Raw genomic sequence first — 13,439 nt, 5'->3', positions numbered from 1 at the left:
TTTACGTGATCCAGACGCTAGTGATTGTGCTGTGGTTGGGCGTATGTGCTGTGCAGGATATTCGCCAGCGCCAAATTTCCAATACGCTGACCCTGGGCGTAGGCCTGCTGGCGTTGATCTACCTGCTGTGGGCGGGGACGACCTGGCTGGGCGCGCCCCGCAGCGAGGGCGGCCTGGCCTTGGCTTTGGCACTGGTACTGACCTTGCCGGGCTATGCGTTGGGCCGCTTTGGCGCGGGGGATGTGAAGTTGCTAGCCGCCTTGGGGCTGGCCTCCAATATCGACTACCTGTTGGGGGCGTTGATCGGTGCCGGCATCGTCATGGTGGCCTGGACACTTATGCATCAATGGCTTAGCTCAAATCGCGTTGAGCGGGCAGGGCAAGCGTCAACAAAACAGCCCTTTGCGCCCTTCGTTTTGACAGGTTTTGCCGGCAGCTGGTTTTGGATCCATCAGTCGCACGAGTTGATTAATGCTATGTACATAGTCGGAAAGTACGTCTACGTTTAATGAGTAGTTGTGTAGGAGTTTTCGTCAGAAAGGATAGGTCATCATTTGGCTTGCCAGGCATGGAGTAGCGCGTGAACAAGCTTACGTCTGCAGTAAAAGTGCTCGTTGTCGACGATCAACCATTGATCGTGGAGGAACTCTGTGAATTTCTTGAAAGCAGCGGGTACCGTTGTGTCCCGTGCGAGTCCAGCCAGCAAGCTGTCCAGCGTTTCAAGGAAGACCTTCAGATCGGTTTAGTGCTGTGTGACCTGCATATGCCGGACATGGACGGCATCGAGCTGGTGCAGGCGCTGCAACGCATCGCCGGCAAACATCGCGCGTTCGAAGCGATCATGCTTACCGGGCGCGCCGACAAGCAGGATGTGATCAAGGCCCTGCGTGCGGGCATCGCTGATTACTACCAGAAGCCGATCAACCTCGATGAATTGCTCGAGGGCCTCAAGCGCCAGGAAGCGGCATTGGAGGAGCGGCAGAAAGACCTGCAGTTGGGCACGCTCAACCAGAAGTTGCAGTACCTGTCCGAATCCATCAACGACTTGTATATGGACTTGGACAAAGTGCGTCGCAACCCGACGCTCCAGGACCATGACGGGGACCCATCGGCCGATGAAGCCGGGCCGTTGGAGATCCCGGCGATTTTCAATCAGCTGTCACCGCGCCAGCTGGATGTGGCTCGCCTGGTGGGCAAGGGCCAGACCAACTACCAGATTGCCTGTGAATTGGGGATTACCGAGAACACGGTCAAGCTGTACGTGTCCCAGGTGCTGCGCCTGACCCATATGCACAACCGCACGCAGTTGGCGCTGGCGTTGTCACCGAGCAACTCGGCGATGCGCCAGCGGGTGACTGCGCACTAAAGGCCCAAGCAAACCTTGCAGGAGCCATCTTTCTGTGGCGAGGGAGCTTGCTCCCGCTCGACAGCGCAGCTGGAGTCGGCTTTTCTTGGGGGCGCTTCGCTCCCCAGCGCAAGCAAGCTTGCTCGCCACAGTAGCTTTACTTGCTTCCACTTTGCGCAGTGCCGCCTATTTTCTGATCAAAGAACTCCGGAATCGGGTGCTTGTTGCTGTCCAGCCAGCGCTTGAGCGCCTGTTCGCGTTCTGCCGGCGTGGTTTTCTGGGGGGTGGCCGAGGCTGCGCGCCCGCTCAGTTGCAGTGCCATCCAGTTTTCCGTTTCGGCCTGCCGGGGTGAAGACGGCCCCGCTTCGATGGCCGAAGCGAGGAGGGGCAGGGCCAGGCATGCAAGGCCGGCGAGGTATTGGAATTTCATCATCGACTCCTTATTTCACAGAGGCCGGCAGCGTATCGCTGACCGCCGCTACCTGATCTTTGACTGGACGCTGCGGTGCCGTGCCAGCGTCCTTGAGGTGTCGCGCCCGTGCCTGGGCTCGGGTCACCTGATCAGGGCTCAACCCGAGTTGGCCGACCACTTTCGCGGCTTGCTCCCAGTTGTCCTGATAGATCAGCAAGGTCACCAGGTTGACCGCCGCCAATTGATCGCTCTGCTTGAGTTCGATGGCGGTCATGAATTCAAAGCGCGCGTCTTCAAGGCGCCGTTGATCGAGGTACACCACGCCCAGGTCGTTGCGGATTTTTTCGTCGGTGGGCGCCAGCCGTGCTGCGCGTTGCAGGTGAGCCATGGCCTGGCCGTTGTCGCCCTTGGCCGACGCCAGTTGCCCCAGGCCGTGCTCACCGTCGGCGGCCAGGCAGGTGCCCAGCAGGCTGCGGTACAACGGCTCGGCGTCGGGACGGCCTAGCAAGCGATAGGCACGGGCCTGGCGCTGACGAACCTGGGGCAGGGCGCTGGGCAGGTTCTGCAGGTTGGCAAGGCTGGCGTGCAGCTTGCCTTCGTTGGCCATGTCATCGGCCAGGTTCAGCGACAGCTCCTGGTCCGAGCTGGGCTTGGGGCAACTGCCCGGCGCCAGCAACCCGGCCCACGGAACCTGGCCGTTGCTGGCACAACCGCCCAGCATCAGCAGGCTCAAGGCGACGATCAGTGGTTTCATGGCAGGCTCCTCAAAAGTTATTCAAGGCTCGGGAGATGGCGATCATGGCCGGCCCCCCCAGCACGATCAGCAAGGCGGGAAACAGGAACACCATCATCACCACGGACATCTTCGCGGACATCTTCGAGATGTATTCCTGCAGGCGGGTCAGGCGGCGGTCGTCAAGCAACTGCTTGAGGGCCAGCAAGGATTTCATCGCGCCGCCGCCCTGGTGGATCAACTGCTGAAGGATGATGCAGGTGTCGGTGAACTCATCCACGGCCAACAGGCGTGCGGTCTTGCCCAGCTCTTCGGACAGTTCCAGGCCCGAGTCGACCCTTGCCAGGATCAGGCGCAGTTCATGGGTCAGGTCTGGCAGCAAGCGCTGGGCTTCGGTGCCCAACACCCGCAGCGATTGCTCAACTGCCATGCCGGATTCGAACAGGATGCGCAGTAACGGAATGAAGGTGGAGATTTCCCGAGCGATACGCTCCTGGCGGTATTTCGCACTGAGGGCGAGGATGCGTTTGGGCAGCAAGTAACCGATGCCCAGGGCAATCGCCGGGGCAATCCAGGGTGAGCCGGCATGGGGAAACAGCAGCTGTTGGCCGAGCAGGGTCAAGCCCAGCAACACGATGGGCACGCCGATCTGGAAAGCGGCAAACATGGAGCGCTGGTTGGCTTTACGCCAACCGACTCGGTTGAGCAGGGTCTGGGTTTCGTTGTCCAGGCTGACCGAGCGCTGGGCCACGGCGCTGGCGCCCAACTGGCGCATCAGGCTGCCGAGTTTGTCCTCGCGGGTCAGTTGGCCTTGCAGGCGTTGGCTGACCAGGCGTTGACGGCGCCTTTGCTCTAGCAGGTTGCCGACGATCAAGGCGACGGCGGCGAGCGACAACAGGATGCAAATCAGGATGGCCATCTCAAATACTCCGCAACATGCGCCACATGACGAAGGTGCCCGAGATGTCGAGCGCCACCGCGGCCAGCAGCAGGTGGCGCCCGGTTCCGTCATTCCACATGCTCATCAGGTAGCCCGGGTTGACCATCAGGAAGTAGCCGACCATGACGATAGGCAAACCCGCCAGCACATAGGCGGTCATGCGTGTTTCGCCAGTCATGGCCTTGAGTTGGCGCGCACCCTGTTCGCGCTCGCGGATCATCTTGATCAGGTTTTCCAGCAGCTCGCTGGCGTTGCCGCCGTAGCGGTGGTTGACCTTCAGGCCAAGAGCAAACAAGCGGAATTCATCGCGCTCGTAAAACTCGGCAAAGTCGCTGACCGACTCCGGCAGGCTCACGCCCATTTGCACGTTGCGCTGGATGCGGCTCATGGCCTGCTTGAGCGGCGCTTCGGTGCTGTCGATCGCGCCCAGCACAGCGTCCGCCAGGGTGCGCCCAGACTTGAGGCTGCGCACGCTGTGGTCCAGCAGCTGCGGTAATTGTTCGACCATGCGCTGCACTCGCCGTTGGTAGCGCCAGGCGATATACACCCGCAGCAGCAGCGGCGGCAGGATCAGCATGGCCAACAGTCCCAGCCCGCCGGCCAGCAGATAGCCCAGCAACATGCCCAGCGCCCAGCCGCTCAGCCACAAACCCAGGCGGTCGGTGGGCTTGCCCAGGCCGGCGCGCTGGAACATGCGCTCCAGCGCGACCCAGCTGCCGTTCGGCTCCTGGGGCACCGGCTGGCCGTCGCTGAGCCGCTCCAGCACCCGGTCGGTGCCGGCCTGGCGCAACCCTCGCTGGAACAGCCAGACGGACAGGCTGATCAGCAGGATGCAAATGAGCAGCAAGACAAGTCCGGTCATGAGCCCTCTCTACAACGGCAATGCCGATTCGCGCCGCAACTTGTCGCCGGCCGGGTTGAGCGCTTCGCGCAGAAAGCCGAAACCGGTACGGCGGTCGAGGCGGAACAGGGTGTTGGTGACATACACGTCGTCGCGCACCCCCACCACTTCCACCACCTCGCTGACGCAACGGCGCCCATCGGGCAGGCGCGTCAGTTGCACCACCACATCCAGTGCGGCACAGATCATCTGCCGCAGGGTTTTCTCCGCCACCACCCGGCCGGTCAGGCCCACCAGGGTTTCCAGGCGCAGCAACGCGTCCTGGGCATTGTTGGCGTGCACGGTGCTCATGGAACCGTCATGGCCGGTGTTCATGGCCGTCATCACGTCGAGCACTTCGACGCCACGGATCTCGCCAAGGATGATGCGGTCCGGGCGCATCCGCAGGGCGTTGCGAATCAGGTCGCTGGCCTTGACCTCGCCATGCCCCTCGGCATTGGGCGGGCGGGTTTCCAGGCGCACCACGTGGGGGTGGCCCAGTTGCAGCTCGGCTACGTCTTCGATGGTGACCAGGCGTTCGTGGGGGTTGATCAATTGGCTGAGGATATTGAGCAGCGTGGTCTTGCCGGTGCCGGTGCCGCCACTGATGAGGATATTGCAGCGCTTGCCCACCGCCTCCTGGAAGAACTCGAAGATGTTGTGGTCGATGGTTTGCATCGCCACCAGGTCGCTGCTCTTGAGCATGTCCTTGCGAAATTTACGGATCGACAGGCACGGGCCGTCCAGGGCAATCGGCGGGATGATCGCATTGACCCGGCTGCCATCCGGCAAGCGCGCATCGACCATCGGCGACGACTCATCCAGGCGCCTTCCAAGGGGCGCGAGAATGCGCTGCATCACGCGTTCTACATGGTGCGCGTCGATAAAGCGCAGGTCGCTCTGGTGGAGTACTCCGTCACGCTCGATAAACACCCTGTGCGGGCCGTTGACCAGGATCTCGGTGATCGACACATCGCGCAGCAGTACTTCCAGCGGGCCGAAGCCGGTCAGCTCATCGACGATTTCCTCGGCCAGGCGCTCCATCTCATAGCGCGAAATCGCCAGGTGCATGCGCGTGATGTATTCGGCCACTTTGTCGATGACAAATTGCGCCAGGGATTGGCGCGAGCCTTCCAGCAGGTTCTGGCCCGACTCTTCGATGGCATCGATGATGTAGCGATGCAGCACCAGTTTCAGGCCGTCGTGGTCGTTGTGCGCGGCACTTCCACGGGCCGGAGCGCCGAAGAGTTTTTCGCCGTTCATCGACTCGCTCCCAGCAGGCGTTCGAACCAGCGCGTCGAAGGTTTATCCAGGCCTTCGGTGCGTTTGGCCAGGCGCTCGCCCAGGTGGCGCAGGGCTTGGGTCAACGCTTCGCGGGGGGCCAGGGTGAACAGGCTTTGCCCCTGGTTCTTGGCGTTCAAGCGCACTTCGGGGCTCAGGGGCAGCACGGCGATGCACTCCAGGCCGAAGCTTTTTTCCAGGGCTTCGGTGCCGGGGGCGCAGCCTTTGACGTAGCGATCGACGAGCAGCTTGGCATGGTCGAGCTTCATGCCTTTTTCGCGCCACAGGTTCAGCATCGCCAGGTTGCGCCGACAGTCGAGTACGCACTGGTCGGTGCACCACAGCAGCTTGTCGCAGTGGCTGACAAAGGTGCGCAGGGCTTCGCTGTCCGCTTGCCCTGTGAGGTTGACCACGATGTGCTGGAAGTGCTGGCGCAAGGCGCTGAGCAACATGTACAGCTCGGCGGCGCTGGTCATTTCCAAGGGGTCATCGCTGGCGGCGTAGGCGAGGATCCGCAGGCCGTCGTCGGTGCTGGTGAACGCGCTGTTGATCAGGGTGGCGTCCAGGCGTCGCAGGTGGCGCAAGGAGTCGCCGAAATTGAAGGTGCTGTCCAGGCCCAGCAGTGCCAGGCTGTCGCCCCTGGGCAAGCCGAGGTCGAGCATCAGCGTCTGCTGGCCGCTCTTTTGCACCACCATCGCCAAGTGGCTCGCCAGCAGGGCGCCATCGGTATTGCCCTGGGCACCGTAGAGCACGGTGAGGCCGCCCAGATGGGCGTTCGGCGCGCTGGGCGGCAAGCGCTTGCTCAGGCGCCGCACCAGCCCGGCCACTTCGCTGGAGCGTGAACCATAGGCGACAAAATCCCGCGCACCGGCACGCATGGCGTTGAGTACCAACTGGTTGTCCATGCCGTCGCCCAAGGCCACCACCGCCAACATCGGCTTTGCTTCCAGGGCGCCTTCGATCAAGGCGCTCTGGGCTACCAGGTGCTCGCGGTCCAGGCCCACGAACACCAGGTTGGCGAAGGTCACGTCCACCAGTGCCAGCAATTCATCCAGGCTGCCGCCGCCCACGTTGATCACTTGGCCAAGAGGGGCCAGGGCACCCTGGAGCCATTCCAGGTCGGTGCTGTTACGGGTGATTGCCAGGAAGGTCTGGCTCAGGCTATCGCTCATTGGGAAAGTCCACTGCGACGGTCGAAGTTGCCGTTTTCCAGGAAGAACAGGCGGAACCAGTTCGGGTCATAGGTGCGCAGTTTTTCGCCGGGCAGCGACGGCAACTGCGCATTGGCAGCCAGTGGCTGGACCAGATGCGGCGTGACAATCATCAGCAGTTCTTTCTCTTCGCTCTGGATATTGGAGTCGCGGAAAAACGCACCAAGGATCGGGATATCGCCCAGGCCCGGGAGCTTGGCAATGGTGGAGCGGTTGGTGCTGCTGATCAGGCCGCTGATCACAAAGCTTTCACCGTCGGCCAGTGACACACTGGTGTCGGTGCGCCGGACGGTCAGGGCCGGCACCTGGATATTCTGGATTCGGATCGCGTTGCTGTAATCCAGCTCGCTGACTTCCGGGGCGACTTTCAGGGCGATGCGGTTGTGGTCGATGACCGTGGGCGTGAGGGTCAGGCGAATACCGAACTCCTTGTATTCGATGGTGATGGTATCGCTGCCGGCACTGGGCACCGGAATCGGCACTTCGCCGCCGGCCAGGAAGGTCGCGCTCTGGCCGCTCATGGCCACCAGGCTCGGGCGCGCCAGGGTATAGGCGAAACCGCTGCTTTCCAGGGCGTTGATCAGTGCCTTGACCCGGCCACCGCCAAACCCGATGTTGAAGTTGTCGGCACTCACCGGCAATTTGAAAATGCCCTCTGACGGGGACAGCAAGTCGGGGCTGCCGAGGAAGAAGTTTTTACCCATGCCCAGGATCTTGGTGCTGGCTTCCTTGAGCTTGGTGCGGCTGACCTCGACGAAGCGAATATCGGTCTGCACCTGGCTGGGCAGCGTCGGGTCTTCGGAGGGCGACAGCGATTGGCTGGTCAGCGCCGAAGTAGCCTTGCCCTTGACGAACACCATGCTCTGGCGCGGCGTGGTCGAGCAGCCGGTCCACACCATCAGGCTGGTAGCGCCGCTGCCGACGCCAGTGAGCAGGAAATGGCGGTCGCCGTTGACCCGCACATCGGCAATTTTCGGGTCGCCGATAGCCAGGCGCGTAATCGCTACCGGCGACTGCAGCTCGGTCTGCAAGCCTTCGCCTACCTCGATCACGGCGGGCAATTGGCCCAGGGCGTTGCAGCTGCCCGATGCGCCCATCGCCATGCCCAGGGGCAGGCACGGCAGCATCAAGGCCAAGGCCAATTGAGCGTAGCGTTGGCTCATTCAAGGCATCCTTGTTCAATCAGGGGGTAGGTTGTGCTGCCGCCGCGCCGCGAATCACTTCGATACCCCGACGCTGGCCGGTGACGGCCACCGCAGGGGTGATTTTTTTCGGCGGGCCGCTGAGGGCCAATTGGGTGAATTGGTAGAGGTCGCGGTTGGCGCTTTGCACCTTGTCCGGGGTGTCGCTTTCACCGGCCCAGTAGCGGCTGAGCAATTGTTCGTCGGCACTGCGCACGGCCAGGCGCAGCGTGCCGGCTTGGGAAGCGAGCATCAACCGACTCAGCAATTGTTCGGGCACCGCCAGCACCACACTGCGCGCGGCGGTGCGACGTTGAGCCGCCTGGGCGCGTTCTTCGGCGGTGGCGGGTGGCGGTACTGCCGGGCTGCCGTCGTTGGCCAAACCCAGTTGGTCGCCGACGCTGAGCAGGCGAATCGCCGGGATGACCACCTGCGCCGATTGCTCGGCATTGGCATTGTCCTGGCGCAAGAACAACAAGACATCCACGTAGTCGCCGGGGCTCAACTGGCCACCGGCACCGATGACCTCGTCGACGGCGACGGCGAGCGCGCGTTCATCCGCACGAATCATGCGGGCCAGGGGGCCGCCGGCGGTGAAGCTTTCATCATTGAGCCAGGTGCCGGCACCCAGGGCCCGCAAAGGCGTACGACCGATGGCCTGGTCAACGCTGGTCAGGCTGCCTGCCGGCACGGTGCGCAGTTTTTCCACGGCTACATCGGCAGCGGTGAGGGGCACAAAAGGCGCAACCGCGTGCACCAGTACCACGACGGGCTGGCGGGTCTGGTCTTCCACGACCGCAACGGTTTTTTCCACGGAAATGACAGGTTGTGGCGAGGGTGCTACGGCAGGTGCCGGTGGACGGCTGAGCACCAGGCCCCAATACCCTGCCACCAGGGCTCCGATAAGCAGCAAGCCAGCCAGGACCATGCTGATGCGACTGTTCATGACGGCGCTCCCTATCCTGTTGCACTACTTTTATTCCCGTTAATCCAAACGAGTTAAATTCGCAACTGGGCTGTGATGAACAACTAACGATTTGGCTATTTGAAGGTAGCTCAGCTAGGACGAAATGCCATTACCGAACGAAAAATTTATCGATGTTTTTAGAATCGGGCCTTTAAACAACGGACTTGCAGGGCGCATGGAGCCACTAATACTTTATGATTAATTCATTCTTACAGTTGTGAGTGTTAAATTTGTTGACAATGCTCTAGTGGCACACGGCAATCATTGTGCGGGCCAGCTGTATCGGCGCTTTGTGGCGCATGAAGGAGATCTCAACATGATCCTTGACCTGTTCTTGAAATTTTATGTTCACGCTCAGTTATTCCTGCGTCGCAGAGATGGGGCGTCGGCTATTGAATATGTGATTATCGTCGCGATAGTTGCGTTGGTGATCGTCGGTATTGGTACTGGGCTTGGCGATAAGATAAAAGGCATCTTCGAGCAAGTGTCCGATGCGCTGCCAGCGGCGACTTAGCCGTCATTGCGGTATTCTTTCGTTCCGGTGATTCTTTTTATCAGGTACCGCCCATGACCCACCCTTCGTCATCCCGCCAACAAATCCTATTGGTGGACGACGAGGAGGATGCGCTGGTGGAGTTGGCCGAATCCCTCGAAAACGAGGGATTTGTCTGTTTCACCGCGACCTCCGTCACCTTCGCCTTGCAAGAATTGACACTTCACCCTGATATCGCCCTGGTCATCACCGATCTGCGCATGCCCGAGGAAAGTGGTATCTCCTTGATCAAGCGCCTGCGCGAACATACCTCACGCTCGCATTTGCCTGTGATCGTGATGTCTGGCCATGCAGAAATGGACGATGTCAGCGATATGCTGCGCTTGCAGGTGCTGGACTTGTTTCGCAAGCCGATCTACCTGGTGCGCTTGCTCGATACCCTCAACAGCCTGTTTCCCCTCTCTACACCTGGTCGGTAACGGGCCTGCACCGCTTATTAAATGTGGGAGCTGGCTTGCCTGCGATGATGGCCGAACAGTCAACGACTAACTGCCTGACACTCCGAAACCCAACTGTGGGAGCGGGGTTGCTCGCGAAGGCGGTATGGCAGGTAACCGAGATATGTACTCATTCCAACCCAATTGTAGGGTCGACCCGAAGAGCGCCATCGCAGGCAAGCCAGCTCCCACATTGATTACAGGTGCCCTCGTCACAACTGATAACTGAAGCTCAGCGTATACCGAGGCCTGCGATTGAAGCTGTCCAGGGCGATATCCGACATTGGCTTGGCCGCTTCCAGCGCGATGTTGTAGTACTTGTTGTCGCCAAAGCGTAAACCTACCGCCGCCGACGACATGTCGTTGGCCTTGACCGGCAGGTCGTTGAACCAGGATTTGGCGCGATCGACTACGACGTAGGGTTGCAGGATTTTCACCCAGTTGCCGGCGCGGTTGAAGCTGTAGTTGACCTCGTACGCCACCCCCCAGCCCTTGTCGCCCGAGCCTTGGTCGTCCGGGTAGCCGCGGCCGAAATTTTGCCCCCCGAACGTGGCGCGTTCGCTGTCGGGCAGGGTGTTGTTGCTCCAGTACAGCGCGCCGGAAAGTACGCCTTGCCAGTTGTCGAAGAACTTGTCGCTTTGCACGCCGGAAAGGCGCAGGCGGAAGAAGTCGAGGTCGGGTTTAGCCACGTCCAGGTCACTGCGGGCCTTGGCGCCCAGGCCATCGATGCCCTGGTACAGGCCACCGCTGATGATGCGTAGGCGTCGCGCGTCGGCTTTGCGCCAATCACCTTCGAAGGCCAGGGCGCGCAGGTTGGATTCGATGTCGAAACGCAGCGGGTAACCCACCAGTTTATAGCGCGTAGTCTGGTCGACCGCGTACAGGCGTGTGCCCAGGGTGAAGGACTCGGTCGGCGAGGCAATGAACGGGTGGCTCAGGCCGATGGAGTAGCGGTCGATGGACTGGTGCGGCTTGAGTTCGAAACCGCCGTCCAGTTGCACGCTGCTGCTGGGGTCGGCGCGATAGCGCTCGGCGGCGAGCGCCAGTTGGGTGCCTTCGGCATTGATGAATTGGTTGTAGTCCACGCGGTAGTAATGCTCTTTGTCCTCGCCGGGTGGGAACAGGCCGCTGACGCTGAGCTGCTCGCCCATGGACGTCTGGGAATTGCTGGTGGCGCTCAGCAACGCTTGCGTGCCGCCACGGCTTTTCTGCACCAGGCTCATGCTGGTGGTGAAAGGTTTGCGGCTGGCCTGGATCTGCATGTGCGTGGCGCCATCGGTGGTGCCTGGCGGCGGTACTTGCGCTTGTACGCTGAGGCCGGGGATGCGGCTCATCAGCGTGGTATAGCGCTCGAAGGTCTTGCGAGTCAGTGGGCGTTCGGCCAGGAGCTTTTGCGCGAGTTTATCGACGTAGGCCGACACCGAACCAATGTCGCCGGTTTGTTGATAGTCCTTGATGTAGCCTTCCACCAGTACCACGCGGACCAGGCCATTTTCGAAGTTCTGTTGCGGCAGGAAGGCGTAGGACAGCAGGTAGCCATCCTCCTGATAACGGCGGGTGATGCCACGGGTCGCTTCAATCAGTTGCGCAAGGTTGGTTTCACGTCCAATCAACGGCGCATATACCTGCGCCGTCTCGGCGAGCGGGTAGACCGTTCCTCCTTCGATCTGCAACTTTCGAATAGTGACCTTGGTGTCCATCAACAGCGGCTGGCCTGCAGTCGGCGGCGCCTCGGGTACTTGGGTTTTCGACGTGGGTGGTCGGTAGGCGTCCGCGGGCAGGTTGGGTACCGGCAGGGTGCGGACAGTGTCGTTGCTGTTGAGAAAGCTGGGAAGGGTCTCGGCCTGGGCGTAAGCACTGAGGGTGAGCAATAACAACGGGGTCAACACGCGCATAGGACACTCCATGGTCAACTGCAGCAGCGCTTCGGGCCCGCCGGGTTCTGGGACGCGGTTCGGGAGGGCGGCGACTGTTCACAGGTGTCGCTGCCCATAAAAAAGACGAGAGACTTATTAAAGGTCTCTCGTCTCAACCAAGCGTAGGCGCTGTAGGGGAGGCCGTCTAATCGGCCAGGTGCATTTCTATTTGCCGGTCAGGCCATTCAACAAACCGCCCAGACCGCCTGTGGCCGTAGTGCCGCCCGTGGTGGTGGCAGTGCCAGTTGCTGTGGCGGTGGTGCCGATATTCAGGCCGCCGAGCAAACCACCGCTGGTGCCGCCAGTCGCGCCGCCGGTTACCAGGCCACCCACCGAGGCGACGGTGCCGCCGACCGCTGTGACGGTGGTGCCGACCGCGTTGGTGATCGGGTTGGCATTGGCTGCCGTCAAGTTAGTGCCCACGCTGCTCACAGCGCCGCCGACTTGAGTCACCAGACCATTGACCGGAGCACCCACACCGGTAGTGGTGCCGATGGTTTGGGTCAGGTTGGTGACGCCGCTGGTCACAGGGTTGAGCGCTGCGCCGACATTGGCCGCTACGGTGGCGACCGGTGCGGTAGCTGCGGTGTTTGCTACACCTGTGCCACCCAGCACAGTGCCCAGCGACGCAACGGTGCCGCCGACTGCACCACCGGTCACACCCGTTGCACTGACTGTGCCGTTGGTATTGCCCACGTTCAGGCCGGTACCCACGTTAGCCACCAGGCCACCCACCAGTTCCGGAATGCCGGGAGCCGAGGTGCCACCGGTTGGGGCGACATAACCACCTGATTTATCCAGTGTGCCACCGACGCCAGTGAGTACGGTGCCGACAACGCCGGTGACCGGGTTGCCCGTGCCGCCCGTGCTGGCGACTTGAGTACCCAGGCCAGTGACAGCCGAACCGACTTTATCCAGTACGCCATTGAGTGGAGTGCCCAGGCCGGTTGCGTTACCCAGGTTGCCGGTGGTGTTTTCCACCAGCGACACCACAGGCACCACGACTTTGCTGCCCAAGGTGTTGGTCAACGAACCCAGCGGGCCGGTGGTGCTGGCCGTACTGAGGGTATCGCCGAGCATGGTGACGGTGGTGCCGACTTTATCCACGACGCCACCTACCGCAGTGCCCACTCCGCCTGTCGCGCCGCCGACCACAGGTATTCCGCCGAGAGTGGTTGACAGTGTTTGGCCGGTGGTCGAGAGGCCGCCGCCCAGGTCGGCCACGCCATTACCTACGCCTGCCACCGTGGTGCCCAAGGAGTTGGTGTTGGTGCCCAGTGAGCCCAAGCCGGCGGTTACGCCAGTGCCGATGCTGTTAACGGCGGTGCCTGCCGAGGTGACCAGGCCGCCAGCAGTTGCGCCGACGATGGGTACGCCATTCAACGTCGAACCCAGGTTACCGACCGCTGTACCGACATTGCCCACAGTGGTGCCAAGGGTGCCGGCAATCTGGCCGGTGACCAGTGGGGTGGTTGTCGAACCTGTTCCGCCACCTGTTCCGCCGCCAGTGCCGCCGCCAGTGCCGCCGCCAGTGCCGCCGCCAGTGCCGCCGCCAGTGCCGCCGCCAGTGCCGCCGCCAGTAC

Annotated in this window: 14 protein-coding genes; 4 read left to right on the top strand and 10 right to left on the bottom strand. The window is 61.8% G+C overall.

The genetic code is table 11. The annotated features are described in order from the left end of the window. Window positions 1–5 precede the first annotated feature (5 nt). Both GIV26_RS21780 and GIV26_RS21775 read left to right on the top strand, forming a co-directional pair. Window positions 6–509, top strand: a complete 504-nt coding sequence (locus GIV26_RS21780; protein WP_236282176.1) for a prepilin peptidase — start codon at window positions 6–8, stop codon at window positions 507–509. A gap of 71 nt (window positions 510–580) precedes the next feature. Beyond that, the gene (locus GIV26_RS21775) at window positions 581–1,366 is read left to right on the top strand and encodes a response regulator transcription factor (protein WP_236282175.1); all 786 of its coding nucleotides are present in this window, start codon (window positions 581–583) and stop codon (window positions 1,364–1,366) included. A gap of 136 nt (window positions 1,367–1,502) precedes the next feature. On the opposite strand, the gene GIV26_RS21770 is transcribed toward GIV26_RS21775, so the two are convergent. The 8 genes from GIV26_RS21770 to cpaB are packed head-to-tail and all read right to left on the bottom strand — an operon-like array spanning window position 1,503 to window position 8,929. Next, a complete protein-coding gene (locus GIV26_RS21770; protein WP_236282173.1) occupies window positions 1,503–1,775 on the bottom strand; it encodes a DUF3613 domain-containing protein in 273 nt (90 codons plus the stop codon). A gap of 10 nt (window positions 1,776–1,785) precedes the next feature. Continuing rightward, complete coding sequence (locus GIV26_RS21765; protein ID WP_236282171.1) at window positions 1,786–2,511, bottom strand: tetratricopeptide repeat protein; 726 nt, start codon at window positions 2,509–2,511, stop codon at window positions 1,786–1,788. A gap of 10 nt (window positions 2,512–2,521) precedes the next feature. Continuing rightward, entirely contained in the window at window positions 2,522–3,409 is an 888-nt protein-coding gene (locus tag GIV26_RS21760; RefSeq protein WP_106117953.1) for a type II secretion system F family protein, read from the bottom strand. 1 nt (window position 3,410) lies between these two features. Continuing rightward, window positions 3,411–4,292: a type II secretion system F family protein gene (locus GIV26_RS21755; protein ID WP_105225616.1), complete on the bottom strand. Its 882-nt coding sequence runs from the start codon at window positions 4,290–4,292 to the stop codon at window positions 3,411–3,413. A gap of 9 nt (window positions 4,293–4,301) precedes the next feature. Next, window positions 4,302–5,573, bottom strand: coding sequence for a CpaF family protein (locus tag GIV26_RS21750; RefSeq protein ID WP_054896410.1), 1,272 nt, complete (start codon window positions 5,571–5,573; stop codon window positions 4,302–4,304). Then, window positions 5,570–6,763, bottom strand: a complete 1,194-nt coding sequence (locus tag GIV26_RS21745; protein ID WP_236282170.1) for a pilus assembly protein — start codon at window positions 6,761–6,763, stop codon at window positions 5,570–5,572. The genes GIV26_RS21750 and GIV26_RS21745 overlap by 4 nt, the downstream gene beginning before the upstream one ends. Beyond that, window positions 6,760–7,965, bottom strand: coding sequence for a type II and III secretion system protein family protein (locus tag GIV26_RS21740; RefSeq protein ID WP_034125888.1), 1,206 nt, complete (start codon window positions 7,963–7,965; stop codon window positions 6,760–6,762). The genes GIV26_RS21745 and GIV26_RS21740 overlap by 4 nt, the downstream gene beginning before the upstream one ends. Window positions 7,966–7,984: 19 nt before the next feature. After that, on the bottom strand, window positions 7,985–8,929 hold the full coding sequence (gene cpaB, locus GIV26_RS21735; protein ID WP_054896412.1) for a Flp pilus assembly protein CpaB: 945 nt from the start codon (window positions 8,927–8,929) through the stop codon (window positions 7,985–7,987). Window positions 8,930–9,266: 337 nt separating this feature from the next. Between cpaB and GIV26_RS21730 the strand changes: the two genes are divergently transcribed. Beyond that, complete coding sequence (locus tag GIV26_RS21730) at window positions 9,267–9,464, top strand: Flp family type IVb pilin (RefSeq protein WP_034125890.1); 198 nt, start codon at window positions 9,267–9,269, stop codon at window positions 9,462–9,464. Window positions 9,465–9,517: 53 nt separating this feature from the next. Next, window positions 9,518–9,922 (top strand): response regulator, encoded by a 405-nt coding sequence (locus GIV26_RS21725; protein ID WP_034125891.1) that lies wholly within the window; start codon window positions 9,518–9,520, stop codon window positions 9,920–9,922. Window positions 9,923–10,152: 230 nt separating this feature from the next. Here the strand turns inward: GIV26_RS21725 and GIV26_RS21720 are convergent, their stop codons facing one another. Both GIV26_RS21720 and GIV26_RS21715 read right to left on the bottom strand, forming a co-directional pair. Continuing rightward, the gene (locus tag GIV26_RS21720) at window positions 10,153–11,835 is read right to left on the bottom strand and encodes a ShlB/FhaC/HecB family hemolysin secretion/activation protein (protein ID WP_034125892.1); all 1,683 of its coding nucleotides are present in this window, start codon (window positions 11,833–11,835) and stop codon (window positions 10,153–10,155) included. A 186-nt stretch (window positions 11,836–12,021) separates the two neighbouring features. Continuing rightward, a partial coding sequence (locus GIV26_RS21715; RefSeq protein WP_236282169.1) for a collagen-like triple helix repeat-containing protein occupies window positions 12,022–13,439 on the bottom strand: 1,418 nt, incomplete at its 5' end.

It is taken from the genome of Pseudomonas sp. PA-1-3F (assembly GCF_021609665.1).
In the GTDB taxonomy this organism is placed as follows: Bacteria; Pseudomonadota; Gammaproteobacteria; order Pseudomonadales; family Pseudomonadaceae; genus Aquipseudomonas; species Aquipseudomonas paracarnis.
This window is presented reverse-complemented; position numbering and strand designations above follow the sequence as displayed.